This window comes from Paenibacillus sp. FSL R5-0486 (genome assembly GCF_037975155.1).
In the GTDB taxonomy this organism is placed as follows: Bacteria; Bacillota; Bacilli; order Paenibacillales; family Paenibacillaceae; genus Paenibacillus; species Paenibacillus amylolyticus.
Window position 1 is genome coordinate 7,176,166 of record NZ_CP150237.1, and the last position, 18,319, is coordinate 7,194,484.

At 47.5% G+C, this 18,319-nt stretch carries 17 protein-coding genes; 2 read left to right on the top strand and 15 right to left on the bottom strand.

From position 1 onward, the window contains the following. Positions 1-103: 103 nt before the first annotated feature. Both MKY01_RS31655 and MKY01_RS31660 read right to left on the bottom strand, forming a co-directional pair. Positions 104-754 (bottom strand): YdeI/OmpD-associated family protein, encoded by a 651-nt coding sequence (locus tag MKY01_RS31655; protein ID WP_255319789.1) that lies wholly within the window; start codon positions 752-754, stop codon positions 104-106. After that, positions 694-1,623 carry an alpha/beta hydrolase gene (locus tag MKY01_RS31660; protein ID WP_127547506.1) on the bottom strand — a complete coding sequence of 310 codons (930 nt, stop codon included), beginning with the start codon at positions 1,621-1,623 and terminating at the stop codon, positions 694-696. The genes MKY01_RS31655 and MKY01_RS31660 overlap by 61 nt, the downstream gene beginning before the upstream one ends. Before the next feature lie 99 nt (positions 1,624-1,722). Here MKY01_RS31660 and MKY01_RS31665 point away from each other — a divergent pair, with 99 nt between their 5' ends. Continuing rightward, entirely contained in the window at positions 1,723-2,634 is a 912-nt protein-coding gene (locus MKY01_RS31665) for a YafY family protein (protein WP_127547508.1), read from the top strand. A gap of 44 nt (positions 2,635-2,678) precedes the next feature. On the opposite strand, the gene rlmH is transcribed toward MKY01_RS31665, so the two are convergent. The 5 genes from rlmH to MKY01_RS31690 form a co-directional block, all read right to left on the bottom strand. Continuing rightward, complete coding sequence (gene rlmH, locus MKY01_RS31670; protein WP_017691463.1) at positions 2,679-3,158, bottom strand: 23S rRNA (pseudouridine(1915)-N(3))-methyltransferase RlmH; 480 nt, start codon at positions 3,156-3,158, stop codon at positions 2,679-2,681. A gap of 672 nt (positions 3,159-3,830) precedes the next feature. After that, positions 3,831-3,998 carry a CxxH/CxxC protein gene (locus MKY01_RS31675; protein ID WP_017691462.1) on the bottom strand — a complete coding sequence of 56 codons (168 nt, stop codon included), beginning with the start codon at positions 3,996-3,998 and terminating at the stop codon, positions 3,831-3,833. A 206-nt stretch (positions 3,999-4,204) separates the two neighbouring features. Continuing rightward, on the bottom strand, positions 4,205-5,176 hold the full coding sequence (locus MKY01_RS31680) for an MBL fold metallo-hydrolase (RefSeq protein WP_339284914.1): 972 nt from the start codon (positions 5,174-5,176) through the stop codon (positions 4,205-4,207). A gap of 374 nt (positions 5,177-5,550) precedes the next feature. Further along, positions 5,551-6,075, bottom strand: coding sequence for a hypothetical protein (locus MKY01_RS31685; protein ID WP_051449799.1), 525 nt, complete (start codon positions 6,073-6,075; stop codon positions 5,551-5,553). A 294-nt stretch (positions 6,076-6,369) separates the two neighbouring features. Continuing rightward, positions 6,370-7,647 (bottom strand): trypsin-like peptidase domain-containing protein, encoded by a 1,278-nt coding sequence (locus tag MKY01_RS31690; protein ID WP_036611896.1) that lies wholly within the window; start codon positions 7,645-7,647, stop codon positions 6,370-6,372. A gap of 716 nt (positions 7,648-8,363) precedes the next feature. Between MKY01_RS31690 and MKY01_RS31695 the strand changes: the two genes are divergently transcribed. Beyond that, a complete protein-coding gene (locus tag MKY01_RS31695) occupies positions 8,364-8,576 on the top strand; it encodes a hypothetical protein (protein WP_036611899.1) in 213 nt (70 codons plus the stop codon). On the opposite strand, the gene MKY01_RS31700 is transcribed toward MKY01_RS31695, so the two are convergent. The 8 genes from MKY01_RS31700 to MKY01_RS31735 form a co-directional block, all read right to left on the bottom strand. Continuing rightward, the gene (locus tag MKY01_RS31700) at positions 8,545-9,351 is read right to left on the bottom strand and encodes an MBL fold metallo-hydrolase (RefSeq protein WP_036611902.1); all 807 of its coding nucleotides are present in this window, start codon (positions 9,349-9,351) and stop codon (positions 8,545-8,547) included. The two genes, MKY01_RS31695 and MKY01_RS31700, sit on opposite strands and share 32 nt — an antisense overlap. Positions 9,352-9,357: 6 nt before the next feature. Further along, positions 9,358-10,101 carry a two-component system regulatory protein YycI gene (yycI, locus tag MKY01_RS31705; RefSeq protein ID WP_036612041.1) on the bottom strand — a complete coding sequence of 248 codons (744 nt, stop codon included), beginning with the start codon at positions 10,099-10,101 and terminating at the stop codon, positions 9,358-9,360. 235 nt (positions 10,102-10,336) lie between these two features. Beyond that, positions 10,337-11,617, bottom strand: a complete 1,281-nt coding sequence (gene yycH / locus MKY01_RS31710; RefSeq protein ID WP_339284916.1) for a two-component system activity regulator YycH — start codon at positions 11,615-11,617, stop codon at positions 10,337-10,339. Continuing rightward, a complete protein-coding gene (walK, locus tag MKY01_RS31715) occupies positions 11,601-13,451 on the bottom strand; it encodes a cell wall metabolism sensor histidine kinase WalK (protein WP_036671863.1) in 1,851 nt (616 codons plus the stop codon). Before walK ends, yycH begins: the two co-directional genes overlap by 17 nt. After that, positions 13,451-14,173 (bottom strand): response regulator YycF, encoded by a 723-nt coding sequence (gene yycF / locus MKY01_RS31720; protein WP_017691453.1) that lies wholly within the window; start codon positions 14,171-14,173, stop codon positions 13,451-13,453. Before yycF ends, walK begins: the two co-directional genes overlap by 1 nt. Before the next feature lie 246 nt (positions 14,174-14,419). After that, positions 14,420-15,952 carry a peptidoglycan DD-metalloendopeptidase family protein gene (locus MKY01_RS31725; protein ID WP_339284918.1) on the bottom strand — a complete coding sequence of 511 codons (1,533 nt, stop codon included), beginning with the start codon at positions 15,950-15,952 and terminating at the stop codon, positions 14,420-14,422. Positions 15,953-16,474: 522 nt separating this feature from the next. Then, positions 16,475-17,248, bottom strand: a complete 774-nt coding sequence (locus tag MKY01_RS31730; RefSeq protein ID WP_339284920.1) for a class I SAM-dependent methyltransferase — start codon at positions 17,246-17,248, stop codon at positions 16,475-16,477. 289 nt (positions 17,249-17,537) lie between these two features. After that, complete coding sequence (locus tag MKY01_RS31735) at positions 17,538-18,281, bottom strand: hypothetical protein (RefSeq protein WP_339284922.1); 744 nt, start codon at positions 18,279-18,281, stop codon at positions 17,538-17,540. Between the last annotated feature and the right edge of the window lie 38 nt (positions 18,282-18,319).

Genomic DNA, 18,319 nt, shown 5'->3' on the forward strand with positions numbered 1-18,319 from the left:
CCTAATTGTTTGAGAAATACAGTAGCTCCTCTCTCCTAAAGATCTGGGAAACAATAGACCCAGATGTATGTAGTACCAAAAATCCCTTTTAACGATTCTTTCGTTATTTATATTTCCTTATTCTGTAATATTTTTTGCAATGTTGAAATTTTAACCCTTCTTCAGATGAAGCGATCAACATTCCAAGCCTTCTTAATCGTGTTTCTTCTTTCTTGGCGCTCATTACCCACCAGATAGAATCTCTTTTATAGGATGGTGATAAATTAGTGAAGAATAACCAGGCTGTTTGATTTGCCTTGATTTGTTCTTCATATTCTTTGGCAAGTTCCACGTTTCTTTGTTCAGAGGAATAGCCTTGTGCATCGGTTCTGTTGTTAAAGACGTGCATTCCTTCTGGTCTCATCTTTCCAAGCTGTATTAGTGCTTTTACCTTCTTTACGTTCACAGCACTCCATACACTATTTACTTTGCGCGGAGTAAAGCGAATCTTATAGCTTTGTTTATCAATGGTTTTTCGTATACCGTCAATCCACCCAAAACAAAGAGCGGCATCTACTGATGCAGACCAAGTAAGGCTTGCACGCCCTGTACTTATCCCAAAATAGCCCACCCAAATTTCAATAGCTTCAGCATGATGTTCTTCTAACCAATCTTTAAACTCTTCTTGGTTTTTGAAAAAAACTACATCTCCCATTATTCCAGCCATTTTAATATCGCTTGGTTTGTTTCTTCCGGCTTTTCTTCCTGGATCCAATGACCGCAATCCAGATTAACCACTTCCACATTGGGCACGAACTTTGTCAGGTTTTCAGACTTCGCAACCACATCCCGGTCGCCGTAGATCATGAGGGTCGGCTGCTGGATGATTGGGTTCACTTTCGCCAATAAGCGCCAGTTGCGGTCAAGGTTCCTGTACCAATTTATGCTGCCCGTGAACCCTGATGTTTCAAAAGCGGAGACGTAAACGGCCAGCTCGCTTTCGCTCAATACGGGCTCACCGAGCGGTGTTTCTGCTCTGGCGAGATTGATCAACGCCATACCTGGCTCAGGTGCTCTGAGAGGCTCGTTCTTCCGGTACAGGTTGCGAAGGAACCTGTATGTATTGTCTTCGAATACGGCGTCCGCGACGCCTGGCTGTCGATTGAAGTGGACGAAATAGAAATCGCCGCCAAGTATTTCTTCCATGAACTCGATCCAGGGTTTTTCTCCGCGCTCTTGATAAGGCAAGCTCAGATTTATCACTTTATTGACGCGGTTTGGATGCAACAAGGTCAGTCCCCAAACGACGAATGCACCCCAGTCATGACCGACAAAGGTAGCATCCTCGTATCCATAGTGATCGAGAAGCGCGATGAGATCACCCGACAAGTGTTCAATGTCATAGTCTGTTACTTCGGTTGGACGGGATGAGTTGCCGTAACCCCTCTGGTTGGGGACGATGACATGGTAGCCTGCTGCGGCAAGTGCGTCCATCTGATGGCGCCAAGAATAGGCATGCTCTGGCCAGCCGTGGCAGAGTACAATAGGTTTTCCAGCGTTTTCTCGGCCTGCTTCAAACACTTCGAGTTCCACACTGTTGACTGAAATAAGGGTGGGCTTGGGAAAATCGGTTGGATTAAACATTGAATTAAAACCTCCTTCTTTTGATACATGTAGTATAATAGATAAAAGGTGACACCTTAGTGTCACCTTTATAAAATCATGTAAAAAAAGAGGGCAATTATGGACAAAGTGGAGAGACTCATTTCGATTATCATGATATTGCTGAGGAAAGAGATTGTTTCTACAACGGAATTCTCACAACTATTCAATGTCTCCAAAAGAACGATCCTTCGCGATATGGAAACATTGAGCTTATCGAACATCCCAATCTACTCTGTCAATGGCGTCAAAGGCGGCTACGGCATAATGGACGAATACAAGGTCGATAAACGCCTTCTAAGCAGCTCCGATTTACAGAATATATTGGCTGCGCTCGGCGGATTGGAACAACTCCTCCTTACTGAAGAAGTGGAAAGAACGATAAAAAAAATAGAGGCAATGGTTAGTCCATTGTCTCTGAATCGTTCCATTCAACTGTCGTTTTATGTTTGGGAAGGTCGGTCCGAGATTCTTGAAACCTTAAAGATATGTCAAGAATCCATTTCTAAAAAAAGGCTGGTTTCGTTTGATTATACAGATAAAGACGGGGCTGTAACGAATAGAATGGTCGAGCCCTATGAGCTGCATTTCAACGAATCGAGTTGGTACTTGAAAGGATTCTGTTTACATCGACAGGGATATCGAACATTCAAGTTATCGCGGATCGATCATATTACGATGGATGAACGTAGGTTTCATCCTAGAGACGATTGGTCAGAGCAAGGTCGCGTTGCAAGTTATCTACCGCAATTCGTCACGATTAAGGCATGGATATCGCCTAGCATAAAAGATCAAATCATCGAAAGGTATGGTCGAAGAAGTATTGAAGACCATAATGGTGGATCTTTATTAGCAACTATTTATGTCCCACAAAATCATATGGGATTTCAATTGTTAGCAAGCTTCGGCACTCATCTAAAAGTTGTAGAGCCCAAGTCCTATGTTGAAGACTTTCGAAATTATTTATATCAAATGATGGAGAATTATTCCTGATATATTTAGCATTAAAGCTTCAACCTTCAACTCAACTTTTCGCCCTATTTATGGTACGGTTCCCCCCGATTGATTTTCACAGCGCGATAAATCTGCTCCACCAATACCAGCCGCATAAGCTGATGCGGCAGGGTCATGCGCCCGAAGCTCAAGCGCTGCTTTGCGCGGCGCAACACCTCATCGGAGAGCCCGTGGCTTCCTCCGATGACAAACACGACATGGCTCGTCCCATACGTGCCGAGCTTGTCGATCTCCAATGCCAGCTCCTCGGAACTCCAGAGCTGGCCATCCAGTGCGAGCGCGACAACATGCGCCTCGCTCTTCACATGCGCGAGGATGCGTTCGCCCTCGCGCTCTTTTACCGCCCGAACCTCAGCTTCGCTCAGGGTATCGGGCGCCTTTTCGTCTGCGACCTCGATCATCTGAAACTTGATGTACGGGGCGAGCCGCTTGGCATATTCCTGAATGCCCAGCGTCAGATATTTTTCCTTCAATTTTCCTACGCCAATGATCTGAATAAACATGAAATTCATTCCTCCTAAATTGTCTTGCGAGATATTCTATAAGTAAGATGCTTCATCGCATCGTTCGTTCCAACTGTATTATACCTATACTACACATTTCTCCAAATTCTAACGAATCTCACACACCTTATTCAGCCCCATTTCGGCTACTTTAAAATCTAACGAATCTGAAACACGCTAACTCAGTCAACACGAGCGTTCCCCACCTCTTTCGAGGCCTTTTCTGTAATATAACGTGTCTACGATTCGTTAGATTTCAACCAGGCGGTATTTGCCTCATATAAGGCGTCTCGAGTTCGTTAGAGCTACTCGGCCAGTCTACACCCACGTCACTACCCACATCGCTGTTACCCAACGGCACTTTCCCCCATGCCTCAGCGGCTTCCATTTCTATTACCTACAACTTGCACCTTTACTACAACCTAGCCCACTCCCAACTCGGCACCTACCTACCTTAATCTTCTCTTACTCTCGCCTACTCCCACGTCACCCCCTACGACCTTTGCCGCAGTTCCACGCTACCTACTAACCACACCAATTCCCCACACAAAGACAAAAAGAGCGCTCATCACGCTCTCCTTGGCCTCTTGCTGTGATGTTCATACCGGATGGAAAGTCAGCCCGAAGCGCCACCTTAAGTCACGCCTCCGGCCATCTAAGTCCTACAGTACGCTAAACGACGAGGAATTCCGCATGTTGTTCGCACTCGGCGCATTTCGCAGGCGGGTCCCAGTCGGCAAATTCCGTCTCCTTCAGATCAACGATATCTGGAGCGTCCTCATACTCATCGACAAACATGTCGATGGCAATGTCCACGTGTTCTTTGCATACAACGTACATCCGTTAAGCATCCTTTCTGTAACCAGCTATGTTCCCGATTCACAACCGCGTATCCCATTACAGGATAGCCACTTCTCAGTTCTATCACACCTGCCGCCGAAAAGAAACCCCTACACGCCTAATGACAGCAAAAACATCCCTCCCACTTAACAGGATAAGGATGTTTGCCTTTTACTTATACCGTTTCTAGAAGTCCATCGTTCTACTTAAGGCCAAGAAATTTCGCCTTTAATTACCTGAGCGCTCGTCTCCAGATCGCCTGTATTCGTAAAGTCCGGATATGCTTTTTCCATGGCTGCAATCAGTTCTTTAGAATCTTTGGCTGTCTCTGCCTCTGCTTCAAATTTAGCAATATAATCACGGGTGAATGTAACACTCGATATATCCCCGGCACTGGTACCCAGGTAATGACCTGGAATCACTCGCTCTGGATTCAATGCAATAATTTGGTCTAGCAATTGGCGCCAGTAGTCACGGCTCTCTGGCGTTTGGTTATCTGCAATCCAAACGTGCGAATTTTCGTAGACAGGAACACCACCAAGAACAGTCTTAATGGAAGGAATCCACAGGAACGTATGGGACGGATCGGAACCATCTAGACCAATAATCTCTACGGCTTCTCCATCTACAGTCATTTGAGCACCGTCAAGGACGTCCGGAACAATCTGTGCAGTTGGTGCATTTTCTTTCAGAATCGGATTCCAATAGTCATTCTTCACTTGAATTGTTTCCTTGATTCCTTCCACCGTTGCTGGAGTTGCAACGATTTTTGCATCAGGGAACGCCTCACGAATTACCGCTAGACCGAAGTAATAGTCCGGGTCCTTGTGGCTGATATATACGGCGGTCAGTTTTTTACCCGTTTCTTTAATCATTTTGACCAATTGCTCGGCATCATTCTTTTGGAACTGCGCATCAACGAGCACGATTTCAGTTGGACCTTCAATCAGGTTTGATGAAACGCCAAAAATGCTGTTTTCCCCAGGATTATAGGTAGTCACTTTCAGCTCCACCGCTGGTGTGTTTGTTTCCTCGCTCTTTGTATTTCCAGCACTAGTAGCATTGGATGAAGAGTCTTCCGCATTTTCGGTTTTACTTGCTGTACCCGCACAAGCACTCAGAATTAACATGAAACATAGAACGAGCATAACGCCCATTGATGATTTTTTAATAAACATTTAATTGATCTCCCTCTCTTTATGTCGCTGCCATTCATCCATATCAATGCATCTAGCAGCCAATTCCGTTAATTTTTTAAACCATCCTATAGTCTGGTTATACAATTGCTTCGACTGAATCCCCCTTCAAATCGTTATATGTAACTAATACAGTTACAACTTCTATAATGTAATGATTATAGTTACAAATAACTACGAATGTCAAGTTATTATTCAAAAAATCTACTTCTAATAACTTTTCCGCTACTCACAAACTTTATAAAAACAACAAAAAAACCAACCAGAATTTTCTGATTGGTCCCCCATTTAACTTCCCCTAACCCTGTAATACGCTTTATTCCAAAGATTCAGACTCTTCATGTCCAATACTAATTTCACTTCAATCCCGACTGCGCCTTCGTCAACAGCTTCCCGCCTTGAAAAGCAATAACAGCATTGGCACCATTGCCAGCTGTACCTTTGTAGTTGTAAACCACCATATTCTCCGCTTCACTCAGTGCTTCACCTTCGCCGCCGAGGATCTCGATGACATCTCCCACCGACATGCCAACCTCAAGCTTCTCATACTGGGCAAAGGTAATCAGCACCCCATCGCCTTTCCCGGCCGATCCGTTGTTTCCCGATGTTACAGGCGTTTGACCACCAGCCTCACCTACCGCAATCACACTTGTACTCAACTCATTCAACTTGGTCTCAAGTGCTGCGATCTTTTGCTCCTGCTCAACGCTCTTGGCTCCCTGCTCCACCAGTTTCTTCTCAAGCCCTGCAATCTTCTCTTGCAGAGCACTTGTATCTACAGATGCTCCTGTCGTAGCTACCTCAGATCCACAGGCCGACAGCACAAACAGCGACAGCGCCAAGCTCGTTCCCCCAAGCATCTTTTTCTTCAAATGTTTCATTAGAAATACCCCTTCCATTCTGAATAAAATCAGATCGACAAACAGATGTTATTGCATCAGCGACCGTCTCCAACATATTGACAACAGTTTACCACAGCACAAGTCTTATGTATCTGCTCCTTTGGCTCCGGGTCTAACTGATCATGAGAATATAAAAATGGTTGATCTACTCATTTACTGTCGAATGAACAAGTCCACTCATAATAACTAAAAAAGAGTGGTCAGTTGATCTGATCACTCTTCTAGCATTCCCTATTTCAATCCACGCAACAGTATGGGCTCGTTAGGCTCCCCTTACTCCGGTTTATCCGTCAGCTTCACCGATACTTTCTCAGCTTTGCCATCCCGGTAGAAGGTCACTTCAATCGTGTCCCCAATCTTCTTCTCATCGTACAGATATTTCCGTAGATCCAGCGTGGAGGTAATTTTTTGCCCGTCAAATTCCGTAATGACGTCATTCAGCTTCATACCTGCTTCAGATGCCGGACCGGATGCTTCCAGCACAACCACACCGCTGTCCACATGAGATGGCAGCTTCAGATCCTTACGCTGCTCGTCATCCAGTGGTGCATAAGGGTTGCTCAGATCGACCGTGTACACGCCGAGGTATGGACGAGATACTTTACCGTTCAGTAGCAGGGAATCTACCGTTTTCATCACTTCGTTCATCGGAATCGCGAAGCCAAGACCTTCAACGCCCGTATCCGAGATCTTCATCGTGTTGATGCCGACCACTTTGCCGTTCAAATCGACCAAAGCACCGCCGCTATTACCTTCATTAATCGCCGCATCCGTCTGGATCACGTTTTGCTCCCAGTCGTACACTCCGTCCTGATTAATCGATACCGGTAGAATACGATCCGTGTAACTGACAATACCGGATGTCAGCGTACCGCCCAGACCGAGTGGGTTTCCGATTGCCAACACCGTTTGACCGCGCTGAAGTTTGCTGGAATCGCCAATTTCCGCGACTGCACCCAGCCCTTTATCTTCTGCAGATAGTACAGCAATGTCACTTACACGGTCTTTACCAACCAGCTTTGCCTTATGTGTCTCCCCATCTACGGTCACAATCTCCAGATCACTCGCACCCTCCACAACGTGGTGGTTGGTCATAATATATGCCTTGCCATCTTCCTTCTTGAAAATGACCCCTGAGCCCAGCGCCGAATCTTCCATCGATAGACTGCTACCCGTTTTATGGTTCACAATGCTCACCACGGAAGGACGAACGTGGGCTGCTGCCTGGATAATCCGATCGTATGGATCAGCTGCCTGCGCTGTCTGTGCACCGCCTCCACCACCATTACCTGTAGCATTAGCCAGCGGTAACGAAGCAGGCTGTGTGATGAAGCTAAACAGCATGACGGTCACGATGGAGCTGATCACCGAGCTAATCACAGCTACCTTCACTGTGGAACTAATTCCCGTACGCGATCTGCGCGGATTGCTCCAGCGGTCACGTCCACGTGCTCTGCCTCCAGGGCGGATGATCTGAAGTTTGCCTTTCTGTTCAGGTTCGGCGCGTCTTGATACTTTGGTTGAATAAAAATCGTCTCCAAACAATCCCATCGTGATCCTCTCCCCTTCGTTGTCACGCATCAAGACCCTGACTGCCGCCTAAGTTGTCGCATGGTTCAACGATGGAGTTCTCACATACACCACTCCGCCAACAGACGAACCTTCCGATCGCTGTTACTCACAAATTTTTTTGATCCCCTCTTCCAAGGTGAAAATTTGTTCCTAAAGGCGAACACTCTGTTTCTTCAGGTTTCTTCTGTCGTCTTCGTTACGTGAAGACTCCAACGGTTTCCCATGCTTTTTTGCAATTTTAAAAAATGGTCTTGCATATCGCCGCATCCCGGCATCAAATCAAGATACAGCGTCTATGTACAACAGAACGGACACGCCATTCTGTCAGTGACTCTATCAATCATGCTCTCGCATTCTATGACATGCCATTTCACACGCAAAACAGCCAAAATCACAATGCTCCTCATATACTAAACACGTCAAATCACAAAAAGTTGCATATTTACGAAAATTAAAGCAAATTTCCGCTATAACGCGCTTAACAATAAAGGTCCATAGTATCTATCACCACAAAATCCGGTCCGCTAAGCGCCATTTTGGCAAATTTGAAGAACTTTTTCACCCCTGCATAGTCACAGGTTCAGCATACACGTCTCATCACACAAATGTTAGCGGCAAAAAGAGGAATGTTTTCCATCAAGCCTGACTACAATAATAGTAAAAGACAATTCGAAGCTTAATAGAGGAGGATATATATGGATCGCACACGTACACTTACAGCCATGGATGAAGTTCATATGGCGGCCAAGCTGGCCGATCTCAAGGAAGAACACTATCGCAATACCCTTGCACTCAGCACCATCATTGAACTACTTATTGATAAAGGCATCCTAACCCGCGAGGAAGTCGAGCGCAAAGCCGCCGAACTGGACAGCTTTATGGCTCACCCACCCTATCCCATGGCGTAGGACGGTCGTAATACGTATCACAGAGTTTGAACTCATGATCCCGATAAAAGCATCCACGGCTCTCCATTGCGTCGCGCACCGACATTTTCGCCAAGTCCATCATATTATGATCTCGGCTAAGATGTGCCAGATACGTGCGCTTGATGCGTCCGTTCATCAGTTCACTAAGCGCTGCACCTGCTGCTTCGTTCGACAAATGCCCAATGTCGCTCAAAATCCGGCGCTTGGTGTTCCATGGATAACGTCCCATACGCAGTAATTCGACATCATGATTCGCCTCCAGCACCAGCACGTCAGAATCGGAAATCGCTTCACGAACCTTGTCGCTCATGTACCCAAGATCCGTTGCAACAGACAGCTTCTCCGTACCATCATCGAATGTGTACCCTACCGGCTCAGCCGCATCATGCGAGATCCCGAAGGATTCCACGCGCAGTGACCCAAAATCATGCTTTTCACCCGTCTCAAATACCCTCCGGTTTTCCTCTGGAATCGCCCCAACCGACTTCTCCAGTGCCGCCCACGTATTCAGATTCGCGTAGATTGGTAAATTATATTTCCGAGACATCGCGCCTAGTCCTTTAATGTGATCGGAATGTTCATGTGTAACCAGAATCCCGTCCAATTCTGCCCCAGAAATCTCCCTTTCCTGAAACAGTGCATCCAATCGCTTCGCACTAAGACCAGCGTCAATCATGAGAGAGGTACCCCCATGTTGTATGACTGTGGCATTACCTGTCGAACCGCTGGATAACACGGTAAAATATATCCCCATAACGCATTACTCCCCTGGTTTGTCTGTCTTGGGACTGAATACATCCCCACTGATGCCCTGCACGTACAACACTTCGCCACTTTCCAGCACGAACCGCCATGCCGGCATCGCTACCTGTATATCTGAATTGAACAACTGGCCGTAATAGCCCAGCTGAATATCTTTGACAATTGCATCATTTGGCAAAAAGTTCTCGATCAGCGTTCCCAGCGCCTTCGACGCCGGAAGCACCTGCTGATCGCTCTCCTCTGCGGTCGTAATCCGCACTGGAGTCTGACGGTAACCCGTTATTTTCTGGTCGCTGTAGAATAGCTCCAGACTCACATTGAAGAGCGGCCATTTGCCATCCACCAGTGGGTGAAGCACAAAAGCCCCATCCTCGGCCATCAGCTGATCCAGCCGGTATGTCCCGATCTGTGGAATCTCACGCTCTAATGCATCTTCCAGCTCACTCTGCGAGAAGATAAGCTTGCTATCTACAGGCTGTTCCAGTTCCATATCCACGCCAGCCTTGTCCTCTTCAATGAACTCATAGGACAACTTCGGCAGCTTTGGCGTTTCATTTGGAATCGGAGCCAGCACCTGAATGCCCTTCTCTTCCATCGCCTGCTGTGTATTATCTGCCAGTGAGGTGAAGTCCAGATTGGCTCCGGCCGTCTCTCGCGCATCCATCCAGATCTGGTATCCCAGCACCAGATTGAGCAGCAGAAAGGCATAGATCAACACATTTTTTGCCCGTCCCCAATCCAAAACATTCACCTCCGTCCATTTGATAAAAGCAACTAATATCACACTGGCCCACTCCGCGGTCAGAACAACCTTCCGATCGCTGTTATCCCCAGATTTCTTGATTCCCTTTTCCTAAGGGAGAAATCCGTCGATAAAGGCGAACGCTTCGCTTCTCCAGCTTTTTTCTGCCCTCTCCGTTATCGTGTGACCTTACACCTCGCTCGGATATCGAATGACTCCATTACCCTACAACCCATCAAGAAACGGTGGTTTCCTCCCCGTTTCCAAAGCGGATCACCCATACCGGAATCAGCTTAAGTCCGTCCTCAATTGAAGAAGGACGATACGCCGGGTAGACATCCACCACCTGGCGATTCTCACCTGCTACCTTTTTAATAAGAGCCTTCAGCTTGTCTCCGCCAGGCAACTTTACCGATTTCTTCGTCTCTGCACCTTCGTTCAGGTATTCCAGTGATCGCTCATAACTGGATACCGTCTCCTGCTGCATCTCCATACTGATCGTGCCAAAGCGGAACTGCATGGAATCCATAATCGGATAGCTACCATAATACTGTTGGAATTCAAGCTGCGTCTTGATGTCGGCGGTCTCCAGCATCATGCGCGAACGGCCTTTCCAGCCACCATGCTGATTCACAAAGTCAACCGCAGACAACGCATCCTTCGCGGGATCACTCTGTCCCGCAGGCGGTGCCGCCGGATCGGTGTAACTGATCCAGCGCTGTTCCTGTTTTACCTGCAGACTACGTTTACTATCCGTGTAAATCTCCGACCCATCTTTTTCCCGTATGTTCCGGGTCATGCTTGGATCGAAGAACAGACTGCGCTGCATCTGCTCAACCGTGAACTGTCCTGTTGGCACATCCGCCTCAATCGTCTCCAACGCTTCCGCAGGGATATAATATCCGCCATCCATCAACGTGTATGGCGTCCAGTTCGTACCGAAGTCAACATGCTGCTGCACGTCTTGTACTGTCAGGTCCGCCTGCGTTGCTTCGTATACCACGTCTCCCTTGGCGCTGAAGAACAGCGCATGGGCCTTCGTTTCATTTTTGGACGTATAGATCGAGATTCGGTTAATCGTCTCCCCTTGGAATAAGGAATCCGTCCCAAGCCTCATCACCCGCTGTAACAATGCTACGGGAATACCTTCTTTGAACGATAGCTCAAACCCAGGGTTCTCCTTGCGAATCTGATCCCAGTTTACCGATTGCACACTGCGGCGCTGAAAATCATCGAACGCCCGCCCCTGTAACCGTGAATAGATCAACTGATAGAACGTATTGCCAGGGTAAAAGACCGTATGTTTATCCTCACCCAGATGAATAATCATCTGATCAGGGAAGATCAATTCTTCAATATTGCGTTCCTGACCCATATTTTCCGTCTTCACATAATTCGTTTCTGACGTCACAATGGAATCCCCGCCTCCGGGCAAACGGTAGATCAGAAAATAACTCTGAACCAGACTGGCTACAACAAGGGCAGCAAGCACCAAGGATTTAATCCGTTCCTTCACGGTGCTCACCCCCTTTCTCACGCATCGGCAGTGTGAACGTTACTGTCGTTCCCACATCTACTTCAGACTCCAAAGAGATGCTTCCATCATGTGCCTTCACAATTTCCCGGGCAATGGACAGTCCTAGCCCTGTGCCTCCCATACTGCGGGAACGAGCCTTGTCCACCCGATAAAACCGCTCAAAAATGCGATCCAGATCGCGCTGTGGGATACCCATTCCGGTATCCGATACCGAGATGGCAAGTGCGTGTTCATCACTGCGTCTAGCCGCAATCGTAATGGTGCCGCCTTCCAATGTATATTTCAGCGCATTGGATACGACATTATCCAGCACCTGATCAATCTGGTCACGATCCAACGGAACAGCCGGAATATCATTCTCTACAGACAGCACAGGCTGAATATCCTTCTGATGCATCTGAAACGAGAATCGATCCGTCACTTCCTCCAGCATTTCCAGGATATCGGTTGGCTGTTTACGTAGCAAAGCCTCTTTGGAATCCAGCCGAGATAGATGCAGCAGATCCGTAACCAGTCGTATCATTCGCTCCGTCTCGTTCTGAATAACACCAACGAAACGACCGGCAAGCTGCGGATCTTCCAGTGCACCGTCATCCAGTGCTTCCGCGTAACTCTTGATCGTGGTCAGTGGTGTACGCAGTTCATGGGATACATTGGCTACGAATTCACGCCGGGATGCCTCAAGCTCTTCCTGCTCCGTAACATCCTGAAGTACGGCAATCGTTCCCGTGATCCCCCGTTCACGTCGATGAACTGGTGTAAACGTCATCCGAATGACCACAGGTTCTTCTTGTCCTGCGGGTGCAATCTGCAACAACGTTGAACCTGTGAAACCACTCGCGAGAGCTTCCGCATCCTCCGGATCAATACCGAGTAATATAGCGAAGTGTCTTCCTTCAATATCCGCAGGATGCATACCCAGAATGCTGCTGGCACGACGGTTTACGAGAATGACTTTACCGTACTCATCCGTAGCCACCACACCATCACTCATATTCGTCAGAATGGAAGTCAACTTCTCCTTCTCCTCTTCATTCAGTGAAAGTGCGTCCCGAAGCCTACTGGTCATATAGTTAAAAGCCCGACTGAGCTGACCAATCTCATCCGTGCCAAATACAGGTGTCTGCTGATCGAAGTTACCTTCTGCGACCGCTGTCGCTCTCCGAGTCACTTCCTTAATCGGCTGCGTTATCGTATGAGACAAGATCACGCCAAGTACCGCCGTTAGCACCAAGGCAATCAAAATGCCGGAGATAAAGATTTTGTTGATTCCCTCCATCGTGGAATACAGCTCGTTCATGGATGCCGCGATGTAGACCGCACCAATGATCTTGCCGCCGGACAGCACCGGCTTGGCGACGACCTTTTTGCGAACATTATCCTCGTCCACGATATATTCCTCATTATCCCGAATGCCTTGCAGCGCACGGCTGACGACGGTCTGGGTGTTTTTGCGACCCACATAGTCCGAATGTGAACTTAGCGAGGTCGTGAGTACCTTGCCGCTGGCATCCAGCACCTGAATCTCGGCACCGTTAATGTTGAACAGGTTGTTCACCAGCACACGCAGATTTTCCGTTTTGTCCTCGCCAGCCTCTGCTTCTCCACCAGCCATCGTCTCCCCCACGAGAACCGACAGCATCTCCGCACGCGCCTGCAAGTCTTCCGTAAAGTTGCTCGTTAGTGAGTTCTTCATCGCGCTCACAAAATAAACCCCGATCAATTGCATCGCAATCAGAATCAGCAGTACATAGATAATTATCAATTTCGCCTGAATCGTTCGGAAGAACGAAAATCGCGCGAATCGGCCCATTATATCCCCACGCTTTTGGCACTGCGCACGAGATAACCGAGCCCGCGGCGAGTCAGAATCGTTTCCGGTTTGCTCGGATTCTCCTCAATCTTCTCACGCAAACGACGGATCGTGACATCCACGGTACGTACATCACCGAAATATTCATATCCCCATACCGCTTGCAGCAGATGTTCCCGTGTCATAACCTTGCCGGAATGCTTCGCCATATAATAGAGAAGTTCGTATTCACGGTGGGTCAGATCAAGCGGTTCTCCGCCTTTATAAGCCGTATACATGTCCATATCAAACGCCAGATCAAATAGCCGCATGACCTGCTTCTCTTCGTCTTCGTGCGCTTCTGCCGTAATCGCAAGCTTTTGCCGTCTGCGCATCTGTGCCTTCACCCGTGCAAGCAACTCACGCGTACTGAATGGCTTCGTCACGTAATCATCCGCACCCAATTCTAGTCCGAGCACCTTGTCGATCTCGCCATCTTTGGCGGTAAGCATAATGATTGGCATCTCTAGATGAGCGCGCACCTCGCGACAGACATCCATACCGTCCTTGCCCGGGAGCATCAGATCCAGCAGCATCAGGTCCGGTTTCTCGGATAACGCCAATTCAACCGCACGAATGCCATCAAATGCACAGATGACCTCGTAACCCTCTTTTTCCAAATTAAACTTCAGAATATCCGCGATGGGCTGTTCATCGTCCACCACCAAAATCTTCCCCTGCATCGGCTAAGTTCACCCCTATATCCTGCTTAATCCGCGTTAGCGTTTATATCTCTCTTCTATGTTTAGCTTGTACCAGCCTGCTTGATTTGTTTCTCTAGTTTGTTGTTTATACTCTCTAGTTTAACATACCTGAAGCACCGTCACATCCCGATCAGGGGCTTGGAAGGTCTTTCATCTGAAAATTTTTTACAGCAGCAAAAAACAAGGCCAGCATTATAGCCAACCTTGCTCTACTTAAGCTCTATATTAGTTCAGATACGTTAACGGATTTTCTACCGTTCCATTCTTAATAATCTCAAAATGCAGATGTGTTCCAGTCGAACGACCCGTGTTGCCCATAACGCCGATACTCTCGCCTTTTTCAACCACTTGTCCAACCTTAACGCCAATGCTGTTCAAATGTCCATACAGTGTTTCGTATCCGTTACGGTGGTTAATAATGATGACATTACCATAACCACTTTTCTGTCCTGCAAAAGTAATTACACCCTCATCAGACGCTTTCACATCCCGGTTACCTACCAGATCGACCCCTTTATGTTGACGACCCCAACGCTGTCCAAAGCTGCTACTCATCGTTGCATTTGATACCGGCCAAGCAAATTCACCTGAGCCCTCACCAACAACTTTTGTTCCGCTAAGGACTACTTCAGTTACAGCTGCTTTAATCACTTCCTGACCAAGCCACTCTTCCTGAACCACTTCACCATTTTCTTTGGTTATACGATACTGCATGCTTTTCAAGCCGCTTTGTCCTGGGCGCACGACTTTTGTTGTACCTGCTTTCAACTCATCACTTTTGCGCACTTCCACTTGCGGTTTGATCTCAATTTGTTCAACAACCTGCTCAACCGATTTAACGGTTACCGCCGGTTTCGGAACGGTCAAGGTCAGTTCGTCTCCGATTTGAAGCGACGTTTCCTTGATGCCCGGATTATGCTTACGAATCTCGCTTTGTGTAATTTCATACTTGGCAGCGATCGAAGAGATTGTATCTCCTTCACGAACCACATAAGTTACAGGCGCGTCTTTACCAACGGTTAAAGCTTTAACCGCCTCGGACACATCCCATATTTTGTTTGGATCAGCCTTCACCACATCTGTCGCTACATCTTCCTTGATGCCTACCGACTTCAGGGTTGTGCTAGGTCCCTCCTCTTTCTTCGAGGAGTTAGCCGATACCGACTTCGTCTTAAGCGAACTTCGCACAGCCGATGCCGATATGTATTTGCTCTGCACTTGTTCCAGGATTGCATCAGCTGTTGCCTGATCCTTCACGATACCAATGACTTCACCGTCTACCTTGAGCTCCACACCTTTGGCGTAGGCTGTCAGCATGTCACCCAGTTTGTCTAGCGTCTCGTCACTGTTCACTTCAGGTTTGTACGCTCTTACCGTTTCGGTTGTGATGCCATCCGTGTTCAGCACCATCTCTGCATCCGGATATTTATGTTGATATTCCTCAGTTTTGTCTGTAAATAGTTGTTGTAATTGTGCCTCATCTGCAATGGTACCAATCTCGCTACCTTTAACCATTACTTTATAGTACGGTACGGTGTTTGCAGTAACATATTGTTTGCCTGCGAACCCGAGCGATGCTGCGATGAATACGCCACATGCTGCTGTAATGATCCATTTGCGCGAGGCCAGAACGCGCTTCTTATTCACACTGAAGGTGGACATGCTCATGTTGTTTTTGTCTTCGGCCGTCCGGTGTTCCCCGGATTGTTCGTGTACCCGGTCTTTGCCCGGTTGGCGTATGCCTCTGAAACCTTTCATGATTCTCTCCTTTTCAGCACTTCTCAGTTCGCATTTCTGTCAAGACATCACCCATCGTGTCTGTCCCATGCTCGTTGATACTTGTATTGGGTGTCCGCAAAATCAGGACTTTAGCTGCGCTCGTAAAAGTGTCAAAATTTTAACCTTTTATCACACCCGTATACTTTAACACAGGTTTTACACTCATTTCAACTCTACACGTCACACCGCAAAGCCATGCCCCGCTTGCTTTCCCTGAATTATCCATAAGATAGTACGGCTGGTCCATCACCCATTATGCCTCAACATCCGCTGTACTATGTACTTTTATTCGCAAATTAAGACTAGGTTCTAAGACCCAGTGAAATATGCTTTATTTTTCATAAAAATACATATAAAATCCCTCACCAGATCAACTCTGATAAGGGATTACGTAAACAACCTGTTTGTGGTTTATCTTAAACTGGATTTCAGCTCATGCCACAATAGAAATTAACTTTTATGTCTCTATTCTTTGACTGCAAGAATTACAAATCGCTTTTGCTATACTTCCCAGAATCCATTGTGCTCCATCTCCATATGAATATCCATTAATGGCTGACGGAACTGTTCCACTTTGAAATCAGGTACTTGCCACGGGATAGTCTTTAGATAATATACCAGTGCGCCTATATCATAGAAACGTTGTGCAGGGGTTGCTTCCCGTTGCTCCAGAATACGGAATCCAGACTGTTCCAGCTGAAGAACAGCACGATCCAGTTCCCATCCAGCGTAATCCGCTGGCATAGGAATGCCGAGCCGATCATTGATCTCCCTGCAATCTGACCAACCTACCTGTTGAGTTAGAAACATTCCCCCTACCGATAGAATCCGCCTAACTTCCCGCTCATCATACGACTCATGCCGATTAAGAATCAGATCGAATTCCCCATCTGTGAAAGGAAGTTGCGAATCATCAGTCACTGGAAGCACCTTCACACCGAGCGGCTGTAAACGTTCCTCTGCAATAGGTATATTGGGGAGATAGCCCTCGGTCGCACATGTGTATGGAGGAAGGGGACGGAGTCTGGACAGCATCTCTCCTCCACCAGTCCCCATGTCGAGCATTCGTTCTGTTTGATTCAATAATCGGCGCGCCATCGTTCCATATGACCAAGGCAATATTCCGCTCTGGAGTCGCCCACTCCCTGTTACATAGCTAAAATCCCAGCCACTAAACGGCTGGTCCGCCTCTTGCAGCCCTTGCTCGTATCGCTCTTTCGCCGCCTCGGCAAACTCTTTTACTGATGGTTCTGAATTAGAATGATATAAGTTCATGGTCAATACAACCTCCAATTAGTGTATTCGTAAACACAAGTCCATCGGTTCTCTTGAAAGCACCTATGAACGGAGGTCCACGAATTGGACTGGAGGTTTCTGCAATGTTGCCTGAACGTTTTTATATGTCGTGTTCTTTACCTTTATATTTCATACACTGTACCCTCCTACAGGCATTTCCAGAATTTATCTAAATAAATTATATTCAATCATCCTCGACAAGTCCATTACATTATGAATCAGGCGATACGTCTATGAGCACGCCTGTCTTCCCTGCCTGCCTATCATCCTATTCTGTTTGCAGTACTTCCATCAGGTTGTCGTACTCTTCACTGGTCAGGTACTTCGAGATCACCTGTTCAATCTCACGTAATTCCTGTTCCGTTAGGCCGCCTTCCATGGCACCTGAGATCTGCTGCATCTCTTTCTGCGGCAGCTTGTTCATGAGCAGGCTGAAGATTTTTTCTTTCTCCTCTGCTGGCAGCTTGTCCTTCGCTCCTGTAATGTCATCCGGTGATACAACAATGGCATCATTGCCTGAAGAAGCACCTCCGCTGGCCGCTCCGGTTCCATTGCCTGAAGCTGTACCATTACCCGTGCCCGTATCCGTCCCATTGCCTGCACTTGTGCCTGAATTTGATCCGCCAGTCGTATCTGTACCTGAGCCTACACCTGCGCCCTCGCCTGAGCCGCTCCCTTGGGACGCATTATTGCCTGCATCTACGCCAGATTGACCGCTCTCCGTCCCATTCCCCATAACGGAAACAGCATCTTCCGGAACCTGCTCTTCGTCCGCTCCTGTCGGCTGATCTGTCGTCCCATTTCCCGATTTATTCCCCTCGCTGGTTTTACCGCCCAAAGCACCTTGGAACATGGCGGTTAGCCCCATGGGTTGACCTTCCCACTGAATATTGAAACTCGCGAGTAGCGACTTCGCATATGACTGTACAATTAATCCGGTCGTGAGCAGTGTCAGTGAACTGACCAGCAACACGGTTAGCACGATTTTAACAAACCACACAAGCAACTTCATTCCGTTCTCTCCCTCCGATTATCCCACCCGTCTAGCAT